Genomic DNA, 22,321 nt, shown 5'->3' with positions numbered 1-22,321 from the left:
CTACGGTGTTCAGCGGTCTCCGAAGGCTGCGATCTTTTCAGGATTTAACCCTCTTCAAGCCACCAGCGCATCGGCTTGCCTTCAGCCGGCCAGAAGCGCACCTGGTCGATCGGTGACACATCCCAGCGCTGCACGTGCTCCAGGGCCTGGAGGAAACGTTTCTCCTGCTCCATCAACGCCGGCGCGCAGAGTTTGCGGGTGCTGCCGACCTTGCCGAAGCTCAGCTTGTCGCCTTCCAGGGTGTAGGGCGCGAACCAGTGGTTGCAGCCGCCATTGCCATAGGCACGACCGTCTTCACCCAGGGTGATGGTCAGGTGGCTGTAGTCCATCAAAGGACGTTCGCCGATCCACTCCAGAATGTAGCTGCGGTTCTGTTGCAGTTGCACCGGTTGAGCGGCGCAGCCCAGCAGGCTGGCGCCAACCAATGCGGTCAGGGCAAGGCGTTTCATCACGCAGGCTCCTGGCATTTCGGGCACAGGTGCTTCTGACCGACAGTGCTCCAGCCCAACTCGGCGATCCGCGCAGTGGCAGCTGGCTTTTCAGCCTTGTTGCCCAGCTTGGCGTCGACTGCAAACTCGAAACTCAGCTCTTTGGCACAACTGTCGCAGTTGACTTTCCAGGTGTGGATCGCCAGTTCGCCGAACACCGGGCCACTGGCCACCGCCACCCATTGCCCGGGTGGGTTGATCAGGTGGCGAACCGTTTCCACGGTCAGGCGCATGGCCAGGTCCTTGCTGCCTTTGAGCGTCACGACCAGCACGTCATTGTTGCGAATCGAGCCACCGTTGCCGGTGACCTGATAACGCCCTGGGACCAGGGCGCGGCATTCGGTGAGGGTGTGCTGCGGGTTCATCAGGGTATAGCGGAAATCGTGTTCGACCATGGGTCCTCCAAATATGCGCGGCATGCTAGCACGGACATCCGCTGATCATGGTGTGGGCCTTCGACCTTCGATCCGGTTCAACCGGCATCCACCTGATTTTGCGGGGTTCCGGCCGCCCACGCGGCAATATTCTGCAATGTAGTGGCGGCAATCGCGCCCAATGCTTCGCGCGTCAGGAAGGCCTGGTGCGCGGTAATGATCACGTTCGGAAAGGTCAGCAGCCGCGCCAGCACGTCATCCTGCAACGGCAGGTCGGAGCGGTCCTCGAAAAAAAGTTGCGCCTCCTCTTCATAGACATCCAGGCCCAGGTAACCCAGTTGCCCATCCTTGAGTGCGTCAATCAGTGCCGGCGTATCCACCAGGCCACCGCGCCCGGTGTTGATCAGCATGGCGCCGGGTTGCATGTGCGCCAGTGATTCACGGTTGATCAGGTGCTTGCTCTGGTCGTTGAGCGGGCAGTGCAGGCTGATGATCTGCGACTCGGCGAGCAATTGCGGCAGGCTCAGGTAGCGAGCGCCGAGGGCTTCGACCTGCGGGTTGGGGTAGGGGTCATACGCCAGCAACTGGCAGCCAAACCCGTGCATGATTTTCGCCAAAGTCGCACCGATCTGCCCGGTGCCGACAATGCCGACGGTTTTGCCCACCAGATCGAAGCCGGTCAGGCCGTGCAGGCTGAAATCCCCTTCGCGGGTGCGGTTGTAGGCGCGGTGCAGGCGCCGATTGAGCGCCAGGATCAGCGCTACCGCGTGTTCGGCCACGGCATGCGGCGAGTAGGCGGGCACGCGCACGACGGGCAGGTCCAGACGCTTGGCCGCGGCCAGGTCGACGTGGTTGTAGCCGGCCGAGCGCAGCGCGATCAGGCGCGTGCCTCCCGCAGCGAGGCGTTCGAGCACGGGCGCGCTGAGGTCATCATTGATGAAGGCGCAAACCACCTCGTGGTCTTCAGCCAGGGCCACTGTATCGATGCTCAGGCGCGCGGGTTGAAACTGCAGTTCGAGGTCGGCGGGGAGCTCGGCGGCGAGAAAACTGTCGCGGTCGTAGGTCTGGCTGCTGAATAAAAGGGTGCGCATCGGATCCTCCGGTTGATCAGCGTTCGGTCAGGCGTTGATGCGGGCCTGTGCCGCCAGGCGATTGATCGCCCGGTCGAGCTCCTCGAGGGCACTGTAGGCGCGCGGGTCTTGCTGCTTGAGCAGGGTTTCGCTGCGTTGGCAGGCGGCGCGCAATTGCGGCACGCCACAGTAGCGGGTCGCACCATGCAGCCGGTGGACCCGCTCGATCAGCGCGTTGTGGTCGTCGATGTCCCGGGCAAACCGAATGGCTTCGCGGTCGGCTTCCAGGGACGCGAGCAACATGGCCAGCATATCCGCCGCCAGGTCTGCCTTGCCGGCAGCCAGGCGCAAGCCTTCCTCGTGATCGAGCACCTGCAGTTCCGGGGCGCCGCTGTGTCGATCGCCCGCGCGTTCGGGCCCCTGATTGCGCAGGGCCAGGCCACTCCACTTCAACACCACCTGCGCCAGTTGCCGCTCACTGATCGGCTTGGTCAGGTAGTCATCCATGCCGCTTTGCAGCAGGGCGCGTTTTTCGTTGGCCATGGCATGGGCAGTCAGCGCGACGATCGGCAGCGGCGTGCAGTGGCGCTCACTCTCCCATTGGCGAATCGCTTCTGTGCTCTGGCGCCCATCCATCCCGGGCATTTGCACATCCATGAGCACCAAATCGAAGGTCTCGCTCTGTACCGCCTTGATTGCAGCAAAGCCACTTTCCACCGCCAGCACCTTGGCGCCCATGTCTTCGAGCAGGGTTTGCACCAGCAACAGGTTGGCCGGGTTGTCGTCGACACACAGCACTTTGGGCGCCCGACTGGACAACGGCTCGTCCGGCTCGCTGCGGATGTGGCGCGGGTTGACCAGGTCGGACAGCGCCCGTCGCAGTTTGCGGGTGCAGGCCGGTTTGGCCTGGAGCTGACTGTGGGGGTTGGGCACGGACAGGTGGAACAGCGTCTGTTCGGTGGTCGGGCACAGCACCAGCACTTTGCAGCCCAGGTGTTCGAGGTCCCAGATGTGCTGGTTGAGGCGTTCGGGTGGCATGTCTTTGCTGGTAATGCCCAACACAGCGAGGTCGATCGCCTGCTCGGTCTGGTGCACACCGGTCACGCCATTGGCCAGGCTTTCCAGCGTGTTGAAAGGCGTCACCGCAAGACCGCAGTCTTCCAGTTGATGCTGCAGGGCCTGGCGCGCCAGCTCATGGTTCTCCAGCACCGCAACGCGGCGCCCCAGCAGCGGCGGGCCGGGCAGGTCCTCGGCGTCGTCGCGGGTCTTGGGCAGGCTCAGGCTGATCCAGAATTCCGAGCCTTCGCCCGGGGTGCTGTCGACGCCGATCTCGCCGCCCATCTGCTCGATCAGGCGCTTGGAGATCACCAGGCCCAGGCCGGTGCCGCCGGGTTGCCGCGACAGTGAGTTGTCGGCCTGGCTGAAGGCCTGGAACAAGGCGCGTACGTCCTGGCTCGACAGGCCGATGCCGGTGTCCTGAATACTGATGCGCAGTTGCACGCTGTCTTCATGCTCATCTTCGAGCATGGCACGGGCGACGATGGTGCCTTCGCGGGTGAACTTGATTGCATTGCTCACCAGGTTGGTGAGGATCTGCTTGAGTCGCAGCGGATCGCCTACCAGCGACAACGGCGTGTCGCGATAAACCAGGCTGACCAGCTCCAGCTGTTTGGCGTGGGCGGCGGGGGCGAGGATGGTCAGGGTGTCCTGCAACAGGTCGCGCAGGTTGAACGGAATATGGTCGAGCACCAGCTTGCCGGCTTCGATCTTGGAGAAGTCGAGAATCTCGTTGATGATGCCCAGCAGACTGTCGGCGGACTTTTCGATGGTGCCCAGGTAGTCGAGTTGCCGCGGGGTCAATTCGCTTTTTTGCAGCAAGTGCGTGAAACCCAGGATGCCGTTGAGCGGGGTGCGGATCTCATGGCTCATGTTGGCCAGGAACTCGGACTTGATCCGGCTCGCTTCCAGGGCTTCCTTGCGCGCCAGGTCCAGCTCGATGTTCTGGATTTCGATGGTTTCCAGGTTCTGGCGCACGTCTTCGGTGGCCTGGTCGACGCTGTGCTGGAGTTCTTCCTGGGCGTTTTGCAGGGTCCCGGCCATACGGTTGATGCCCGCCGCCAGTTCGTCCAGCTCCTGACTGCCGAGGGGTGGCAGGCGGGTCTCCAGGTGGCCGTCCTTGAGTTGCGCCACGGCCTGCTTGATCTGGCCGATCGGGCGGTTGATGGTACGGCCCATGCGCAAGGCCAGCAGCGCCGCACCGCCCAGGCCCGCGACAATCAGCAGCAGGCTGGCAAACAGGCTGCGATAACCACGCAGCAGCATGCCATTGTGGGACAGTTCGAGTTCAACCCAGCCGAGCAGGCGATCAGCCTCGTCGGGGATCAGGTCGCCGGCCAGGTTGCGGTGCTTGCCGAAGACCGGCAGCAGGTAGCGCGTCGCGTCATTGCCGCTGCGGCGCAGCAGTTGTGAGCCGTCGCCCAGGGGGGCCTGATTGAGCATGGTCGGGCCGGCGTGAGCCAGCGGCGTGCGGTCGGCGGCGAGGAAGGTGACCGCGCGCACGTCCTGCTGCTCCAGCGACTGGGTGGCGATGCGTTCGAGCAGCTCGTTGTTGTGGTGACCCATGGCGGGGGCGACCAGTGGCGCCAGTTGCTCGGCGATCATTTCGCCGCGCTGCATCAGCTGGGTTTGCAGGTCGGACTGCTGCATCCAGATGAAGTAGCCGCCCAGAACCAGTGCCATCAGGCTGGTCGGCAACAGCGTCAGCAGCAATACACGGCCTTTTATTCCCAGTTTCTTGAGCACGCATCTCTCCTGCATCCAGCGATTTAATGACCTGCGCTTACGTCCGGTACGCGCCACCTGCGCAGTGTAGCGATTTGCTCGCGGCCGATCCCCGTAAAAATTGTGCCGGTCATTCGTCGGCCCACTCAGCCTATTGAGGTCCGGGGCGAAGCTTGTGTTGCCCCTGGCGAGGCAATCTTGAATAATCTGTCAACTGAGAATTATTTGCAGATACTCATGACTCCCATCTCTAGCGATCATCCGCGCATACTTTCCATCGAAGACGACCTCGTTCTCGGTGCCTATGTGCACGAGCATCTTGAGCGCAGCGGCTTCCAGGTGACCTGGTGCCAAAACGGCCAGGAGGGGCTGGACCTGGCGCGTGAGCAACGCTTCGACGTAGTGCTGATGGATATTCTGCTGCCAGGCCTGGACGGGCTCAAGGCGCTGACCCAGTTGCGCGAGAGCCATTCGACTCCGGTGCTGCTGATGTCGGCGCTCGGGGCGGAAGCCGATCGCATCAGTGGCTTTCGGCTGGGGGCTGATGATTACCTGCCCAAACCGTTCAGCATGGCGGAGTTGCGGGTGCGTATCGAAGCGATATTGCGGCGGGGGGCGCTGGACCGTCGACCGGCGCCGGTCGCCCCTGCGCCTGCGGCCGACTGCCTGCGGTTCGACGACGGCTGCTTTGACGTCGTCTATCGGGATCGGGCCGCAGGCCTGACTCGCAGCGAGTACCGCCTGCTGGAAACCTTGAACCGCAACGGCGATGAAGTATTGAGCAAGGCCTTCCTTTATCAGCAAGTCCTGCAGCGCGGCTATGCCGCCCACGATCGCAGCCTGGATATGCACATCAGCCAGATTCGCCGCAAACTCAAGGCCATCGACTATTTGGAACGCGAAGTACGCACGGTCTGGGGCAAAGGCTATGTCTTGAGTGCTGCTGATGAAGTGGTCTGACCTGCCGGGGCGGCATTCGCTATTCTGGAAACTGGCGTTTTTGCTGGTGGCGTTCTGCTTGCTGATGATCTGGCTGAGCTGGTCCTGGGGCCGCTACATGGAACAGCGCAATCAGTTTCTTTCTGATGAAGCCCGGGGCACCTTGACGCGCTACGCCGCCGAGGCCGAGCGCGCCTGGGAGCAGGGCCAGCAGACCGGCGTCGATAGCTGGTTGCAGGGCATTCGCCAGCGTGAAGCGGGGTGGGTCGGCGTCATCAGTGGGGATCTGCAGTCGTTAAGCAGCCAGGAGCTGACGGACAAAGAGATCCAGCACCTGACCTTTCTGCGCGGCCTCGACTGGCCCATCCACAAGAAAGGCCTGCCGTGGCTGCGAGTACCCTTTCCTGGCGACTCGTCCGCGGGCAGCCTGGTGATCGAGTTGCCGCAACGTTTTGTACCTGGCCAGTATCGGCTGTTTTGGCGGGTCATCACCAATGGCGTGATTCCCGGGCTGTTCACTTTGCTGCTGTGCGTCGGGCTGTATCGCCTGCTGGTGGTACCGCTGAACAACCTGCGTGAACAGGCCAATGCCTGGCGTGCCGACCAGTTGGGCGTGCGCCTGTCGAGCCGCACCACTGATCGACAGGATGAATTGGGAGAGCTGGGCCGCGCCTTCGATCACATGTCCGAGCGGTTGCAGGGCACAGTGGCCCTGCAGCAGCAACTGCTGCGCGATCTGTCCCACGAATTGCGTACGCCCCTGAGCCGCCTGCGGGTGGCCAGCGACAGCGAGCAGGACCTGGCGCAACTGCGCGAGCGTATCGGTCGGGAAGTCGATGGCATGCAGCGGCTGGTCGAGGACACCCTGCAGCTGGCGTGGCTCGACACAGAGCGCGCACCGTTGCCCGATGAAGCGATCCAGATTCAGGCACTGTGGGAGATGCTCACGGAAAATGCCTGCTACGAGAGCTGCTGGCCGAGCGGGCAATTGGTGTGCACCGTGGATGCCTCCTGTTGGGTGCGTGGCAACCTCAACACCCTGGCCCAGGCGGTGGAAAATATCCTGCGCAACGCCATCCGCCATTCGCCCCAAGGAGCAGTGGTGACCCTGGGAGGCCGGCGCGACGGCAACTTCTGGCACCTGTGGCTGGAGGATCAGGGCGGCGGCGTGGCTGAAACCGATCTTGAGCGAATCTTCTCACCCTTCACCCGGCTCGACGGTTCGCGCCCGGGCAACGGCGGATTCGGCCTGGGCCTGAGCATCGCGCGCAATGCCGTGCAGCGCCAGGGCGGAAGTATCTGGGCGCAGAATACCGGGACTGGTTTGCGGCTGAATATGCGACTGGTGGCGGATGAAGGCGCTGTCAGCGCAGCTGTCTTCGCGGGCGAGCCCGCTCCTTGCGCTACTCCCACAGTGCACCCGCGTCGGTCACAAGTCATCTGAACGACGCAAATCGCCGTGTGAGCGGCGGTGCAAAGATTCGACTTGCTCTTAAGAGGCCGTTACTGGCCCCACTGGAATGCCGGAATGCTCCTGTTTTTTTGTAAGATATTTCCCAAAGGATGTCGCTGGCATTTTCCAGCTTCCTTGACGGTTTAAGCTCTCGCCTATAACTGTCCCCATGGAGCCTGGTATGAATGAAAGTACCGTCCCCGGCAACGCCTCCGACGACCGTTTCGATGAAGTGTTGGAGCTGATTAATTCTGCTCGACAACAGTCGATGCGAGCGGTGAACACCTGTCTGATCGAGTTGTATTGGCAGGTCGGTGCGTATATCAGTCGAAAGCAGGAGCAAGCTGAATGGGGCGATGCGGTGATCAGCCAGTTGGCCGAGCATTTGGCTTGGACACAGCCTGGATTGCGTGGATTTACCCGGCCAAATCTGTTCCGCATGCGCCAGTTCTATGAGACATATCGCGATGACGTAATTGTCTCACCGCTGGTGAGACAATTACCCTGGACCCACAACATTGTCATCCTGAGTCAGAGCAAACATCCGGAAGAACGCGAATTTTACCTGCGGATGACCGTCCAGGAAAAATGGTCGAAGCGTGAGCTGGAGCGACAGTTCAAAGCTGCCTTGTTTGAACGAAGCATCACTGAGCCGGCGAAGGTGTCGGCCGCGCTGAGAAAAACTCATCCCTCAGCGTTGGAAATCTTCCGTGACGCATACATGGTTGAGTTTCTCGGCCTGTCGGGCGCCCATGCCGAGACCGATTTGCATCACGGGCTACTGGCTCGCCTTAAGGAATTCCTGATCGAACTCGGCCGCGATTTCTGCTTCGTCGGCTCTGAGTATCCGCTCCAAGTCGGCGGGAGAGATTTCTCGCTTGATCTGTTGTTTTTCCACCGCAGCCTCAACTGTCTTGTGGCGATCGAGCTCAAAGTCGGTCGTTTCGAGCCGGAATATCTTGGTAAGCTGGACTTTTATCTGGAGGCACTGGATCGCCATGAGCGTAAATCCCACGAGAACCCGGCGATAGGTGTCTTGCTTTGTGCCAGCAAGGATGACGAAGTAGTTGAGTACGCGCTTAATCGAAGCCTCTCTCCGGCGCTGATCGCGGAGTACCAGGTCCAGCTGCCCGACAAACAGTTGTTGCAAGCCAAGCTGCATGAGTTTTACGTCTTGAACACGACGCAGTCGTCAGGATGTTGAATTAGCTGCTTATTCCCACAAGCCATAAGCACTGCACTTTGCGTGATATGGCCTTTGCGGGTTTGCCGGTATGATGGGCGCCCCCGCAGTCTGGATTGCGAATACGCCATGACATTGCAGTACCCAACCATCGCCGATTGCGTCGGCAACACCCCGCTGGTTCGTTTGCAGCGCCTGCCTGGCGCCACCAGCAATACTCTTCTGCTCAAGCTGGAAGGGAACAACCCGGCGGGTTCGGTCAAGGACCGTCCTGCGCTGTCGATGATCACCCGTGCAGAATTGCGCGGGCAGATTCAGCCTGGCGACACGCTGATCGAGGCAACTTCGGGTAATACCGGGATCGCGCTGGCGATGGCGGCCGCGATCAAGGGTTACCAGATGATCCTGATCATGCCGGACAACTCCAGTGCCGAACGCAAGGCCGCCATGACCGCCTACGGTGCCGAACTTATTCTGGTAACCCAGGAAGAAGGCATGGAAGGCGCACGTGACCTGGCCCAGCGCATGGAAGCCGAAGGTCGGGGCAAAGTGCTGGACCAGTTCGCCAACGGCGACAATCCTGAAGCGCACTACACCACGACCGGCCCGGAAATCTGGCGCCAGACCCAAGGCACCATTACCCATTTCGTCAGCTCCATGGGCACCACCGGCACCATCATGGGCGTTTCGCGCTATCTCAAAGAGCAGAGCGACAGCGTGCAGATCGTCGGCCTGCAACCGATGGAAGGCTCGGCCATCCCAGGTATCCGCCGCTGGCCGCAGGAATACCTGCCAAAAATCTACCAGGCTGATCGCGTGGACCGCATCGTCGACATGGCGCAAGCCGAAGCCGAGGACGTGACCCGTCGCCTGGCTCGTGAAGAAGGCATTTTCTGCGGCGTGTCCTCGGGCGGTGCGGTGGCAGCGATGCTGCGCCTGTCCAAAGAAGTTGAAAACGCGGTGATCGTTGCGATCATCTGCGACCGTGGCGACCGTTACCTGTCGACCGGCATTTTCGACGCGGCCAACTGATGGCCAAGCACGAGAGAGGCCTGCGCTTCCAGCCGACAGGCGGCAGCAAGGCACCCCAGATCCCGACTGGCAAGAAGCAGCGTCTGACGATCGAGCGCCTGGCCAATGACGGCCGCGGGATCGCATTTTTTGAAGGTCGCACCTGGTTTGTCCTGGGGGCCTTGGCGGGTGAAGAAGTTGAAGCGCGAGTGCTCGGTACTCACGGCAAGGTGGTGGAGGCGCGTACCGAGCGGGTGTTCCAGGCCAGTGAGCTGCGCCGCCCTGCACCTTGCCCACACTTCGGTCGCTGTGGTGGCTGCAGCGTGCAGCACCTGCCCCATGACGAACAGCTTGCACTGAAACAACGCATGCTGGCCGAGCAATTATCCAAGGTCGCCGGTGTCGAACCTCAGGAGTGGGCAGCGCCGTTGAGCGGTCCGGAATTCGGTTACCGGCGTCGCGCCCGAGTGGCGGTGCGTTGGGACATGAAAGCCAGGAAACTCGAAGTCGGTTTCCGTGCTGCTGGCAGTCAGGACATCGTTGCAATCAGCGAATGTCCGGTGCTGGTACAGCCCTTGCAGCCGATCATGACGCGATTGCCGGAAATGTTGCGGCGCTTGAGCAAACCTCAGGCGCTGGGGCATGTTGAACTGTTCAGTGGCTCCTCGCTGGCGGTGCTGCTGCGGCACATGGCGCCGTTGTCCGAGGCGGACCTGACCATTCTCAAGGAGTTCTGCGCTTTCCATGGCGCGCAACTGTGGCTGCAGGGTGAAGGCGAGCCGCAACCGGTGAATGCCGATCAGTCCCTGGGCTATCGCCTGGAGCGCTGGGATCTGGAACTGGCCTACCGACCCGGCGACTTCGTTCAGGTCAATGCCGGCGTCAACGAGGCCATGGTCGCCCAAGCACTGGATTGGCTGAAGCCGCAGCCGGATGAGCGGGTACTTGACCTGTTCTGTGGCCTGGGCAACTTTGCCCTGCCATTGGCCAAGGTGGTGCGCGAAGTGGTGGCGGTGGAGGGTGTGCAGACCATGGTCGAGCGTGCAGCCGCCAACGCAGCTTGCAACAATCTGCATAACACTCATTTTTTTCAGGCCGATTTATCCCAGCCTTTGACTGATGCCGAGTGGGCAGTCGAAGGCTTTTGTGCGGTACTCTTGGACCCACCGCGTGACGGTGCCTATGAGGTTGTGCGCAAGCTCAAGGCGCTGGGCGCCGAGCGCCTGGTATATGTGTCGTGCAACCCGGCAACGCTGGCGCGTGACACGGTCGAATTGATCAAGCAGGGCTACCGGTTAAAACGTGCCGGGATTCTCGATATGTTTCCTCAGACGGCACATGTCGAGGCCATGGCGTTATTTGAAGCGAGCCAGGACGGCTCGTCTGGTCCGACTGACCCGCCCGTACAGCGCTCGAATTAGCCCCACGAGCGTACCCGGCAATAAAGGTCAGCGATTTGACGCATTGAATCTGCGTCGTAGGGAAGGTAAGCAAGATGGTACAGGTGAGAGCACACCAGCCGATCAACACCGACGGCAGTATCAATCTCGAGGCTTGGCTCGATCATGCGGTCAGTGTCGATCTGGCACTGGATCGCGAAGCCTTGAAGCAAGCGTGCGAGTTCGCCCGCGCGTCCGAGCAACAGGCCAATGCGGCGAAGAACCTGTGGTCCGAAGGCACTTCGAGTTTTCGCACCGGGCTTGAAATCGCCGAAATTCTCGCCGACCTCAAGCTTGATCAGGACTCGTTGGTGGCTGCGGTGCTGTACCGCGGCGTGCGCGAAGGCCAGATCGAGCTGCCGGCAGTCAGCCAGCGGTTTGGGCCGGTCGTCGCCAAACTCATCGACGGCGTGCTGCGCATGGCGGCGATCAGCGCCAGCCTAAGCCCCCGGCAATCCCTGGTGCTGGGTACCCAGGGCCAGGTGGAAAACCTGCGCAAGATGCTGGTGGCGATGGTCGACGACGTCCGTGTGGCACTGATCAAGCTGGCCGAACGCACCTGCGCGATCCGCGCGGTGAAAACCGCTGACGACGAGAAACGCAACCGGGTGGCCCGCGAGGTGTTCGACATCTACGCGCCGCTGGCTCACCGCCTGGGCATCGGCCATATCAAGTGGGAGCTGGAGGACCTGTCCTTCCGTTACCTGGAGCCGGATCAGTACAAGCAGATTGCCAAGTTGCTGCACGAGCGCCGGCTGGATCGCGAGCGGTTCATCGCCGACGTGATGAACCAGCTGAAGGTCGAGCTGCAGGCAACCGGTGTCGATGCCGACATCAGTGGCCGGGCCAAACACATCTATTCGATCTGGCGCAAGATGCAGCGCAAAGGCCTGGAGTTCAGCCAGATCTACGACGTGCGCGCGGTTCGAGTGCTGGTGCCGGAAATGCGCGATTGCTACACCGCGCTGGGCATCGTCCACACCCTGTGGCGGCACATCCCGAAAGAATTCGACGACTACATCGCCAACCCGAAAGAGAACGGCTACCGCTCGCTGCACACGGCGGTGATCGGCCCCGAGGGCAAGGTGCTGGAAGTGCAGATCCGCACCCACGCCATGCACGAAGAAGCCGAGCTGGGCGTGTGTGCGCACTGGAAGTACAAGGGCACCGACGTCAAGTCCGGTTCCAATCACTACGAAGAGAAAATCTCCTGGCTGCGTCAGGTGCTCGAGTGGCATGAGGAGCTAGGCGATATCGGTGGTCTGGCCGAGCAACTGCGGGTCGACATCGAGCCGGACCGGGTCTACATCTTCACCCCGGACGGTCACGCCATCGACTTGCCCAAAGGCGCGACGCCGCTGGACTTCGCCTACCGCGTGCACACCGAAATCGGCCACAACTGCCGTGGCGCGAAGATCAACGGGCGCATCGTACCGCTCAACTACAGCCTGCAGACCGGCGAACAGGTCGAGATCATTACCAGCAAGCACGGCACGCCGAGCCGCGACTGGCTGAACCCGAACCTGGGTTACGTGACCACTTCGCGGGCGCGGGCGAAAATCGTTCACTGGTTCAAATTGCAGGCGCGCGACCAGAACGTCGCGGCCGGTAAAACCCTGCTCGAACGCGAACTCAATCGCCTCGGTCTGCCAGCGGTGGATTTTGACAAGCTGGCCGACAAGGCCAACATGAAAACCGCCGAGGACATGTACGCTGCCCTGGGTGCCGGCGATTTGCGCCTGGCGCAACTGGTGAACCTGGCGCAGCAACTGGTCGAGCCGGAACGCGGCAACGAGCAGCTGGAACTGATCCCGCGCAAAGCCACCGGCTACAAACCGGGCAAGCGCGGCGACATCCAGATCCAGGGCGTCGGCAACCTGATGACGCAAATGGCCGGTTGCTGCCAGCCGTTGCCGGGGGATGCCATCGTCGGTTACATCACTCAGGGGCGTGGCGTGAGCATTCACCGTCAGGACTGTGCCTCGGTGCTGCAACTGGGCGGGCGCGAGCCGGAGCGCATCATCCAGGTCAGCTGGGGCCCGGTGCCGGTGCTCACCTATCCGGTGGACATTATCATCCGCGCCTACGACCGTTCCGGTCTGCTGCGTGACGTGTCCCAGGTGTTGCTGAACGAGCGGATCAACGTGCTGGCGGTCAATACCCGCTCGAACAAAGAGGACAACACCGCACTGATGTCCCTGACCATCGAGATTCCGGGGCTGGATGCATTGGGTCGGTTGCTGGGGCGGATTTCCCAGTTGCCGAACATCATCGAAACCCGGCGTAACCGTACCCCCTAAGTTGGGGGCTTGACTCTTTACTGTAGGAGCGAGCTTGCTCGCGATGGACGTCAACGATAACGCGTGCTGTCTGGATGAACACGTCGCTCTCGGGTTCATCGCGAGCAAGCTCGCTCCTACAAAGAGCGGATAGAGATTGATTGATGTATTCACTTGAAGATCTGCTGCACCTGATGAACCGCCTGCGCGACCCGCAGTTCGGTTGCCCTTGGGACATCAAGCAAACCTACGCCAGCATCGTCCCGCACACCCTCGAAGAAGCCTACGAAGTGGCCGACGCCATTGAGCGGGGGGATTTCGATCACTTGCAGGGTGAACTGGGGGATTTGCTGTTCCAGGTGGTTTACTACAGCCAGCTGGCGCGGGAAGAAGGGCGCTTCGAATTCGCCGGCGTCATCGATAGCATCACCCGCAAGCTGATTCGCCGTCATCCCCACGTGTTCCCTACTGGCGATCTGTACGCGCCGCTGGATGTTCCGCGCTTGAGCGAGGAACAGGTCAAGCAGCGCTGGGAAGAGATCAAGGCCCAAGAGCGCGCCGAGCAGTGCACGACGCCCCAGCAGCTGTCACTGCTCGATGACGTGCCTGCCGCGTTGCCCGCACTGTCCCGTTCGGCAAAATTGCAGAAGCGCGCAGCGCAGGTCGGTTTCGACTGGCCGGACGCCTTGCCGGTATTGGACAAGGTTCGTGAAGAACTCGATGAAGTGCTCCAGGCCATGGCCGATAACGACCCTGCGGCGGTGGCCGATGAGGTTGGCGACCTGCTGTTTTCCGTGGTTAATCTGGCGCGCCACCTCAAGGTCGATCCGGAAACCGCACTGCGCGGCGCCAACGGCAAATTCGAACGACGCTTCCGATTCATCGAACAGGCATTGCGCGACACCCACCGTCCCATGGAAGATTGCACCCTCGAAGAGTTGGACGCCTTGTGGGGCGAAGCCAAACGCCAGGAAAAGAATATGCCCAACTGCGGTTGAGCAGTTGCCTAAGTGAGTACTAAGCACCATGAGCATTTCCCTTCGCGACCAGTTGCTCAAAGCAGGGCTGGTCAACCAGAAGCAGGCCAAACAGGTCGGCAAAGAAAAGCAGAAGCAGCAGCGTCTGGTCCATAAAGGTCAGGCCGAGCAGGATGATACCCAGCAGCGCCTGGCCCAGGAGGCGCAGGCCGAAAAGGTCAAGCGTGACCAGGAGCTCAATCGTCAGCAGCAAGAGAAAGTAGAGGCCAAGGCCCGTGCCGCACAGGTCAAGCAACTGATCGAAGCCTCGCGCCTGCCGAAGTTGACGACCGAGGACTACTACAACTTCGTCGACGACAAGAAGGTCAAGCGGATCTGCGTCAATACGCTGATGCGCAACAAGCTCAGCAGCGGTTCGCTGGCGATCGTGCACCACGGCGGCGGCTATGAAGTCATACCGCGTGAGGCAGCCCTGAAGATCCAGGAGCGGGATCCGCAACGTATCGTCTACATGAATGTGCAGACCGAAGAAGTCGCTGCCGAAGACGATCCATACGCGGCCTATCAGATCCCTGACGACTTGATGTGGTAAGCCGTTAGAGCGCCCAACGACGACAAACCCCGCTCATGGCGGGGTTTGTCGTTTTCAATGCTGTAGTGACTCAGGCGCAGCGCCTAGGCGGAACGAAGTTCGCGTTGCTGCTCCAGTGTTTCCAGTTCGGCTTTGTAGTTGTGCGCGTCGGTCTCTGAGTGGAACATGCCGACCAGCAGGTCTTGCTGATGCACATCCCAGATCCGGATGCCGGCGGCTACACCTTCATGGGACATGTGTGAATCGTCGCGTTCAGTTACTTTCACAGTCATCTGCTTGCTCCAATTTCAGTTACCTGCACCAAGGCATGTGCAGGTCTCTGTTATAAGTTTTGATAGCAGGCTAAGTAAACAGGCCATTTGGGTAACAGTTTTTCATGAAAATCGAGAAAGCCCTGCAGCCCTTTAAATCCGCGACATTCGGTCGCAGGGCGTTTGGTTTCATGACAAAAGCTTCATGTTCAAAGAGGGTTTTGACCCACGATAGCCCGTAGGAGCTGGCGAAGCCTGCGATCTTTTGATCCTGATTTTTCACATCAGAAGATCGCAGGTTTCGCCAGCGCCTGCAGGAAATGGCGGCGCCCAAACCAAAAAAAACGCCCCGAACCAGTCGGGGCGTTTTTTGTGTAGCGCAGCGGCAGGGCGTATTACTTGCCCGACCAGCGCTTCAGTACCAGGGTGGCATTGGTGCCACCGAAACCGAAGCTGTTGCTCATCACGGTATTGATGGTGGCGTCTTCGCGAGTCTTGGTCAGGATCGGCATGTCTGCCACTTCCGGGTCCAGTTCGTCGATGTTGGCCGAGCCCGCCATGAAGTTACCTTCCATCATCAGCATGCAGTAGATCGCTTCGTGAACGCCGGCGGCGCCCAGGGAGTGACCCGACAGGCTCTTGGTGGAGCTGATGGCCGGGGCCTTGTCGCCGAACACTTCACGTACCCCTTTCATCTCCATGACGTCGCCGACTGGAGTCGACGTGCCGTGGGTGTTCAGGTAGTCGATCGGGGCGTCAACGGTGGACATGGCCATCTGCATGCAGCGGATGGCGCCTTCGCCGCTCGGAGCGACCATGTCGTAGCCGTCGGAGGTCGCGCCGTAGCCGACGATTTCCGCGTAGATCTTCGCGCCGCGCGCCAGGGCGTGCTCGAGCTCTTCGACCACGACCATGCCGCCACCGCCGGCAATGACAAAACCGTCACGCTTGGCGTCGTAGGCACGGGAAGCTTTTTCCGGGGTTTCGTTGTACTGGCTGGACAGTGCGCCCATGGCGTCGAACAGGAACGACTGGCTCCAGTGCTCCTCTTCACCGCCGCCGGCGAACACGATGTCCTGCTTGCCCATCTGGATCTGTTCCATGGCGGTACCGATGCAATGAGCACTGGTAGCACAGGCAGAAGCGATGGAGTAGTTCAGGCCCTTGATCTTGAACGGGGTGGCCAGGCAAGCGGAAACGGTGCTGCTCATGGTCCGCGTGACACGGTACGGGCCGACGCGCTTCACGCCTTTCTCGCGCAGAATGTCCAGCGCTTCCATCTGGTTCAGCGTGGAGGCGCCACCGGAACCGGCGATCAGGCCGGTACGCGGGTTTGAGACCTGCTCATCGGTCAGACCGGAGTCGGCGATGGCGTCTTTCATGGCCAGGTAGGCGTAAGCCGCCGCGTGGCCAACGAAGCGATAGATCTTGCGATCGATCAGTTCTTCGAGAGGAAGGTCAATGGAGCCGGAAACCTGGCTACGCAGACCCATTTCGGCATATTCCGGGTTGAACCGGATGCCCGGGCGACTTGCACGCAGGTTAGCGGAGACGGTCTCTTTGTCATTGCCCAGGCACGAAACGATGCCCAGACCAGTGATAACGACGCGGCGCATGCGGATAACCCTTAGAAGTTGTCAGTGGATGTAAATACGCCGACCCGAAGGCCTTCGGCGGTGTAGATCTCGCGGCCGTCGACGCTGACCGAACCATCGGCGATGGCCAGGTTCAGCTTGCCTTTGAGCACACGCTTGATCTGAATGTTATACGTAACTTTCTTCGCGGTCGGCAGGACCTGACCAAAGAACTTCACTTCGCCCGAACCCAGTGCGCGACCGCGACCTGGCAGGCCTTGCCAGCCAAGGAAGAAGCCGACCAGTTGCCACATGGCGTCGAGGCCCAGGCAGCCTGGCATCACCGGATCACCTTCGAAGTGACAGGCGAAGAACCACAGGTCCGGAGTGATATCCAGCTCGGCGACCAATTCACCTTTGCCGTACTTGCCACCCTCTTCGCTGATGTGGGTGATTCGATCAACCATCAGCATGTTGGGGGCGGGCAGTTGCGCGTTACCTGGGCCGAACAGCTCACCGCGACTGCAGCGCAGCAGGTCTTCCCGAGTAAAGGCGTTTTGTTTGGTCATGCGAGCTCCTCAATAATCCGATGCGGCAGGTGGGGCGAATCTTCCCGGCCGATCGAAGCGTTTAATGCCTCGAGTCAGCAGCCTACTCATAGACTATTGCGTTGTGGTGAAAGTCACAGCACCAAGGACATGAAAGTACACTTGTGCACTGAAATTATTTTTCAAGCCCCTTTTCGGGCCTGTTCGGGTGCCTAAGACTGCCGCACTTTCGCCTTTCACGCCAGTCGCAGATGGTCAAAAGGCCTGTACTACTGCACCCAACGTTGCAGAATTTGCTGTAGGTCATTGCGTTTGAAGGGCTTGGCCAGGTAATCGTTCATTCCCGCCGTTAAACACGCTTCGCGATCGCCCTGCAGGGCGTTGGCGGTCAGGGCGATGATCGGCACGTTGTCGCAGCCGGGCAGTTTGCGGATTTCCCGGGTGGCCTCGTAGCCGTCCATGACCGGCAGGCGGCAGTCCATCAGGATGGCCTCGAACATCAGGCTTTCGGCGCTGCGTACCGCCTGTGCACCATCAACGGCGACGCTGACAGTAAAGCCCAGACTGCGCAACATTGCTTCGATGACGGTCTGGTTGACCGGATTGTCCTCCACCAGCAGCACGTTGCGTCCCATGCCACCCCCCAGGTCCGCCGGCAGGCGCTGCGTGATGACAGGCAGCTTCTGCTTGTACAGCGCCAGGGGAATTTCCAGGGTGAACACCGAGCCCAGGCCTTCTTCGCTCCTGGCGCGCAAGGTGCCGCCCATGCGTTCGGCCAGGGTACGGGCAATCGGCAGGCCCAGCCCGGTGCCGCCGTAGCGCCGGGAAATGGAGCTGTCGGCCTGCTGGAATGCGTTGAACATCAACTCCAGGCTTTCGGCCGAAATACCGATGCCGCTGTCGCGCACGGTGCAGGTCAACCACAACAGCTCATGATCGAGCGATTGCCATTGCGCTTCGATGCTGACGCGACCGTGCTCGGTAAATTTCAGCGCATTGCCGACCAGGTTCACCAGAATCTGCCGGATGCGCGTCGGGTCGCCTTGAACCTGCAGCGGCCTCATGTCTTCGGGGATCAGCAGGGCCAACTCAAGTCCACGCTGCGTCGCGCTGTGCTGGAACGTCTGGGCGCAACTGCTGATCAGGTCCGCGAGGTTGAACGGGATGTGCTCAAGCTCCAGCGCGGAACGCTCGATTCGCGAAAAGTCGAGGATGTCGTTGATCACCTTGAGCAGGTGTTCGGTGGACTCCGAAGCAAGTGCTGCATACTCGACCTGTTCGTCGGTCATCTCGGTGGTTTCGAGCAACTGCAGCATGCCCAGCACGCCATTCATCGGGGTGCGCAGTTCGTGGCTCATCATCGCCAGGAAGTCGGATTTGGCGTTGTTGGCCTTCTCCGCTTCTTCGCGTGTCTGGATCAGCTGCTCCATCGCCTGGTGCTGTTCGCGGCTGGCTTGTTCGAGGCCGCTGGCGAGGTTGTTGATGTGCTGGGACAGTGCGCCCAGCTCGGTATCATCGACAATCGGCAGGGGCGTCTTGTAGTCACCTTCCTGGATGGCCTTGACCGCGTTGCCGATGTCGCGAATCGGTTGCGACAGGCTGCCCGCCAGGCGCCTGGCGATCAGGAACGTAAACAGTAGCGCAAACAATGCCAGGATCGCGGCCTTGAGCAGGATTTCCTGCTGGCGCTGATTGAATGCGTCGTTCGACAGGCCGACGATTACCCGCCCAAGGTAGTCCTCGGTGGGGGCGATGCTGGCAACTCGGCTGTTCTGGAAGAAATCGTTGTTGAGCGCGATCCGTTGCAGGCGCACGGGGGCCTGGAACACTTCGACCTGCTGTGAACGGTTATGGGTTTCGGAAGGTTGCTCGACATACACCAGGATGCGGTTGGCGCTGTCCTGGACTTCAAGGAAACGCACATTGGGCGTGGCCAGGGTGGCCTTGAGCAGGCCTTCGAGCACCTCGTTGTTACCGGAAATGACGCCATACTCAGCGGCGGGCGCCAGTTGGTTGGCAATCAGCTGACCGGTGTGATTGAGCTCCTGGCGCAAGTCCTGGATGCGCACGAAGGTAAAAAAGCTGATCAACAGCAGCGTCAGCAACAGGGCAGGGCCGAGGCTGATCAGTTGCGTGCGGGTGTTGATGTCCCAACGACGATGGAAGGTCACGGGCGGCTTACTCCTTCGGCCAACTGTGTTGCGACAGATGCTTCATTGATCTGTTCAATACCTAATGAACGAGCAACCTGCGGGTTGCTCAGGACTTTGAACCGATCGGGATAGTGCGTGCGTGGCCAGGTGGCTGGCGAGCGGTCGAGCAACCGGTCGAGCACGGCCAGCCAGTCGTTCTGGTCGCTGTAGGTGCTGGCGAGGCTGCCCGCCTTGACGAAGGCGGCGTTGGGGCCGACCAGCGCCATTTGCCGTGAATAGCTGCTAAGCAGCAGGTTTTTGACGGTCTTGGGGTTGTACAGGTCCGGATCGTCGAGGCCCAGCAACACGTCGCTGTTTTTCAACAGGCTTTGCAGGGGGCGGCTGTCGTTGATGTCGTCCCAGTGCTCGGCGACGATCTCCATGCGCAGGGGGGCCGCAGCCTGGCGCAGTTCCTTGATCAGGAACTCACTGTGCTGGTCGTAGAGCACGCCGATCCGTTTTGCCTGGGGCAACAGAATGCGGATCAGGCGCAATTGGCGTTCAAGTGGCGGATCGCTCCACAGCAGGCTCAGGTGCTGGGGGAGGGCGGAGCCCAGGCGCTGTCGTGCCTGCAGACGACTGATGCGCAACACCAGTGTGGGCGGGCCTTGGGCATCCTGCAGGCGCCAGTCGAGACTTGGCGGGTCGAGCAGTATCAGTCGGGTGTCGCGTGGCAGTTTTCCCGGCGCAGGCAGATTGGCCAGTGCTTCAAAACGGACCCGGTCGCCCGGCCGCCGCTCGCTCAGTGCCGCGGCGAAGGAGCGCATGCCGGGACTGTCGTCGGCGCCGGTGAGCAGAATGTCGGCGGCATTTGCCGTCAGCAGGTTCAGCAGGCCGCCAATGGCCAGGCACAAACCGGCCAACAGGCGGCCAATGGTCGGCGTCTTCCCTGACAAACGACCTGGCATTCTAAAACTCCAGCTGCGCGCTGAAGTACATCACCTGGTGCTGGTCGTACTGGTTGTCGATAAAGGTGGTGGGTTGATGGTCCAGGCGCTGCTGCAGCACGCCGGCCAGTTCCAGGCTGGCTTTACCCAGCTGAATGCGCTTGGCAATACGTGTGTCGACCCGTTCGAAGCGGTAGCCGTTCAGCGCATCGTCGCCGTAGTAGAACAGGGCGCTGTTCCAGCCGTGCCCCCAGTCTCTCAGCCAGCCGGCCGAGCCACTGTTGCGCGCGGTCTGCAGTTCATCTTCCGGATTGCTCGCGTGAGCATCGACGTAGGCATAGGTCAGGCGTAGGCGGTCGGTGCGGTTGATGCTCCAGTCCATTTGCGTTTCGGCCCCGGTAAAGCGGGCCTGGTTGGCGTTACTGGCAATGTACTGATTGTTGCGCAAAGGTTCGCTGATCATCCCGCTGATTTCGTCGTGGAACACTTTTACGTCCAGCGCCAGCCCCAGCTCGATGAAGTAGCCGTTGTAGCCGAGCTCCCGGGAGCGCATGTGTTCCTGCTCGAGGTCACCGGGGCCTCGGGTCCTGACGAAATAGCGCGCACTGGATTGTCCGTATGCGCTGGGGCGCAGGTTGGTTACCCGGTAGCTCCAGTCGACGTTGTTCTCGAACATGTCCGGCGAACGGATCGCTTCGGAGTACACGGCCCGCAGGCCATTGCGCGGGTTGATCAGGTAGTTGACGGCCAGTCGCGGGGTCAGGGAGCTGCCGATCAACCGTGTGTCTTCGAACATGGCGCCGCCCTGCAGCAACCAGTGCTCGGTGGCGCGCCACTCCAGTTGGCCGAACGCGCGCCAGGTAGTGTCATTCAGGGTGCCATTGAAGTAGGTTTCGGAATCTGCCCGGTCGTAACGATAGTTCAGGCCGCTGACCAGGCGCAGGCCGTCGGACAGGCTCAGGGTGTCCTGCAATTCCAGGTCGAAGCGTGATTCCCGGGTACTCTGGTCGATATCGCCGCACAGGGTCTGGCGGGCGCCGTTGTTCCATTGCCCCAGCACCTGATTGCCCAGCTCCCGTTCCGCAGCCGGGCCCGGCGGCGCACCGGTGGTGAAGCGTGCAATATTGCGCGCCAGCGCTTCGGTGTAGTTGGGGTTGAGCTGCCACAGCCGGGTCAGTTCCGGGCTGAATGACACTTCGGCATCGCAGGCACGCCATGTCTGCTGGCGGTCCCAGTGCTGGGCGGTGCCCTGGATATAAAGGCTGTGATCGGGATCGACGTCGAGGTTCCAGCGCAGTGAGCCTGCGTAGGTCTTGGCAACTACGTCGGAATTGTTCCCAGCGTCAGTAATCCCCGAGAACACCGGCCTGTAGGTGTAAGGCCGTTGGTTGCTGCCGTCCTTGGCGTTGAGCTGCCAGTCAATGCTCTGTCGTTCATCGAGTGTCTGGCTCACGGCGAGGTTGATGCGGTTGAGGCGACGGCTGTCGCGGTAGTCGGCGCCGTTGCGGTCAGAGTCAAAGCCGTCGTCTTGCAGGCCGGACAGCGACAGGCGCAGATCGCCGGAATCCCAGCCCAAGCCCTGGCTGGCGTAGTAATCATTGATGTCACGCTGACCGCGGATAATTTTCATCCGGGAGCCATGGCTGTCGGCGGGGCGGCGGGTAATGATATTGACCACCGCCATCAAGGCATTTGCGCCGTAGCTGACGGTGTTCGGACCGCGGAATACCTCGATGCGCTCGATGTCGTCCATGGGCACCGGAATATCGCTCCAGTCCACTGTGGACAAGCCGGCTCGATAAACCGAGCGACCATCGATCAGCACCTGCATGCGCCGTGCTTCGCTGGCGCTGGTGCCGTGATAATTCACCGCTGCCTGGTTGCCGCTGATGTTGCCGACCATCATCCCCGGCACCAGGCGCAGCAGTTCGCTGATGTCCCGGGCGCCGCTGGCCGTGATCAGTTGGCTGTCGATCACCGTCATGCTGCCCGGTACCGCCGCCGGCGACTGCTTCAGCCGAGTCGCCGTCAGGACTTGCGGCAAGGGTTCGCCGTCGAGGAACAGGTCGTCTGCCAGCAATGGCGAGCTGAAAACCAGCGCCAGAACCAGCGGCGAGCGCGATGACGTGGAACCAAATGACACAACACATCCCTGATCGTGGTGAATGGGCGCGCATGTTAACCGAGCCGGTCGACTTTTCCATGGAGGATGCCGGCATTTCCGAGGATTTGTTGCGAGTGTCCCGGTTCGCGAGGCTAATTGACGTGAGGGCTGGCCGCGAC

The 22,321-nt window shown here is 61.1% G+C and carries 18 protein-coding genes; 8 read left to right on the top strand and 10 right to left on the bottom strand.

What is annotated here, in order from left to right:
- Positions 1–44: 44 nt before the first annotated feature.
- The 4 genes from UB23_RS24205 to UB23_RS24190 all read right to left on the bottom strand — a co-directional run bounded on the left by UB23_RS24205 (position 45) and on the right by UB23_RS24190 (position 4,734).
- On the bottom strand, positions 45–449 hold the full coding sequence (locus tag UB23_RS24205; protein ID WP_045061780.1) for an META domain-containing protein: 405 nt from the start codon (positions 447–449) through the stop codon (positions 45–47).
- Complete coding sequence (locus tag UB23_RS24200) at positions 449–883, bottom strand: hypothetical protein (RefSeq protein WP_045061779.1); 435 nt, start codon at positions 881–883, stop codon at positions 449–451. Before UB23_RS24200 ends, UB23_RS24205 begins: the two co-directional genes overlap by 1 nt.
- A gap of 77 nt (positions 884–960) precedes the next feature.
- Entirely contained in the window at positions 961–1,953 is a 993-nt protein-coding gene (locus UB23_RS24195) for a 2-hydroxyacid dehydrogenase (RefSeq protein ID WP_045061778.1), read from the bottom strand.
- Positions 1,954–1,980: 27 nt separating this feature from the next.
- Positions 1,981–4,734 (bottom strand): response regulator, encoded by a 2,754-nt coding sequence (locus UB23_RS24190; RefSeq protein WP_045061777.1) that lies wholly within the window; start codon positions 4,732–4,734, stop codon positions 1,981–1,983.
- Between the two features lie 216 nt (positions 4,735–4,950).
- Here UB23_RS24190 and UB23_RS24185 point away from each other — a divergent pair, with 216 nt between their 5' ends.
- The 8 genes from UB23_RS24185 to UB23_RS24150 all read left to right on the top strand — a co-directional run bounded on the left by UB23_RS24185 (position 4,951) and on the right by UB23_RS24150 (position 14,586).
- Positions 4,951–5,673 carry a response regulator transcription factor gene (locus tag UB23_RS24185; RefSeq protein WP_045061776.1) on the top strand — a complete coding sequence of 241 codons (723 nt, stop codon included), beginning with the start codon at positions 4,951–4,953 and terminating at the stop codon, positions 5,671–5,673.
- Positions 5,660–7,096, top strand: a complete 1,437-nt coding sequence (locus tag UB23_RS24180; protein ID WP_045061775.1) for a sensor histidine kinase — start codon at positions 5,660–5,662, stop codon at positions 7,094–7,096. The genes UB23_RS24185 and UB23_RS24180 overlap by 14 nt, the downstream gene beginning before the upstream one ends.
- Positions 7,097–7,286: 190 nt before the next feature.
- On the top strand, positions 7,287–8,309 hold the full coding sequence (locus UB23_RS24175; protein ID WP_045061774.1) for a PDDEXK nuclease domain-containing protein: 1,023 nt from the start codon (positions 7,287–7,289) through the stop codon (positions 8,307–8,309).
- Between the two features lie 108 nt (positions 8,310–8,417).
- On the top strand, positions 8,418–9,320 hold the full coding sequence (gene cysM, locus UB23_RS24170; protein ID WP_045061773.1) for a cysteine synthase CysM: 903 nt from the start codon (positions 8,418–8,420) through the stop codon (positions 9,318–9,320).
- Entirely contained in the window at positions 9,320–10,720 is a 1,401-nt protein-coding gene (gene rlmD, locus UB23_RS24165) for a 23S rRNA (uracil(1939)-C(5))-methyltransferase RlmD (protein ID WP_045061772.1), read from the top strand. Before cysM ends, rlmD begins: the two co-directional genes overlap by 1 nt.
- 74 nt (positions 10,721–10,794) lie before the next feature.
- Positions 10,795–13,038, top strand: a complete 2,244-nt coding sequence (gene relA / locus UB23_RS24160; RefSeq protein ID WP_045061771.1) for a GTP diphosphokinase — start codon at positions 10,795–10,797, stop codon at positions 13,036–13,038.
- Positions 13,039–13,181: 143 nt separating this feature from the next.
- A complete protein-coding gene (gene mazG, locus UB23_RS24155) occupies positions 13,182–14,015 on the top strand; it encodes a nucleoside triphosphate pyrophosphohydrolase (protein ID WP_045061770.1) in 834 nt (277 codons plus the stop codon).
- Positions 14,016–14,043: 28 nt separating this feature from the next.
- The gene (locus UB23_RS24150; protein ID WP_045061769.1) at positions 14,044–14,586 is read left to right on the top strand and encodes a DUF2058 domain-containing protein; all 543 of its coding nucleotides are present in this window, start codon (positions 14,044–14,046) and stop codon (positions 14,584–14,586) included.
- An 83-nt stretch (positions 14,587–14,669) separates the two neighbouring features.
- Here the strand turns inward: UB23_RS24150 and UB23_RS24145 are convergent, their stop codons facing one another.
- The 6 genes from UB23_RS24145 to UB23_RS24120 all read right to left on the bottom strand — a co-directional run bounded on the left by UB23_RS24145 (position 14,670) and on the right by UB23_RS24120 (position 22,181).
- Positions 14,670–14,858, bottom strand: a complete 189-nt coding sequence (locus UB23_RS24145; RefSeq protein ID WP_045061768.1) for a hypothetical protein — start codon at positions 14,856–14,858, stop codon at positions 14,670–14,672.
- Between the two features lie 374 nt (positions 14,859–15,232).
- Positions 15,233–16,453 (bottom strand): beta-ketoacyl-ACP synthase I, encoded by a 1,221-nt coding sequence (gene fabB, locus UB23_RS24140; protein WP_045061767.1) that lies wholly within the window; start codon positions 16,451–16,453, stop codon positions 15,233–15,235.
- Positions 16,454–16,464: 11 nt separating this feature from the next.
- Positions 16,465–16,980 carry a 3-hydroxyacyl-[acyl-carrier-protein] dehydratase FabA gene (gene fabA / locus UB23_RS24135; RefSeq protein WP_010211704.1) on the bottom strand — a complete coding sequence of 172 codons (516 nt, stop codon included), beginning with the start codon at positions 16,978–16,980 and terminating at the stop codon, positions 16,465–16,467.
- Positions 16,981–17,228: 248 nt separating this feature from the next.
- On the bottom strand, positions 17,229–19,130 hold the full coding sequence (locus UB23_RS24130) for an ATP-binding protein (RefSeq protein WP_045061766.1): 1,902 nt from the start codon (positions 19,128–19,130) through the stop codon (positions 17,229–17,231).
- The gene (locus UB23_RS24125; RefSeq protein WP_045061765.1) at positions 19,127–20,059 is read right to left on the bottom strand and encodes an ABC transporter substrate-binding protein; all 933 of its coding nucleotides are present in this window, start codon (positions 20,057–20,059) and stop codon (positions 19,127–19,129) included. Before UB23_RS24125 ends, UB23_RS24130 begins: the two co-directional genes overlap by 4 nt.
- Before the next feature lies 1 nt (position 20,060).
- Entirely contained in the window at positions 20,061–22,181 is a 2,121-nt protein-coding gene (locus UB23_RS24120) for a TonB-dependent receptor plug domain-containing protein (protein ID WP_045061764.1), read from the bottom strand.
- Between the last annotated feature and the right edge of the window lie 140 nt (positions 22,182–22,321).

The sequence above is a fragment of the Pseudomonas sp. ES3-33 genome (assembly GCF_000952175.1).
Lineage (GTDB): Bacteria > Pseudomonadota > Gammaproteobacteria > Pseudomonadales > Pseudomonadaceae > Aquipseudomonas > Aquipseudomonas gregormendelii.
This window is presented reverse-complemented; position numbering and strand designations above follow the sequence as displayed.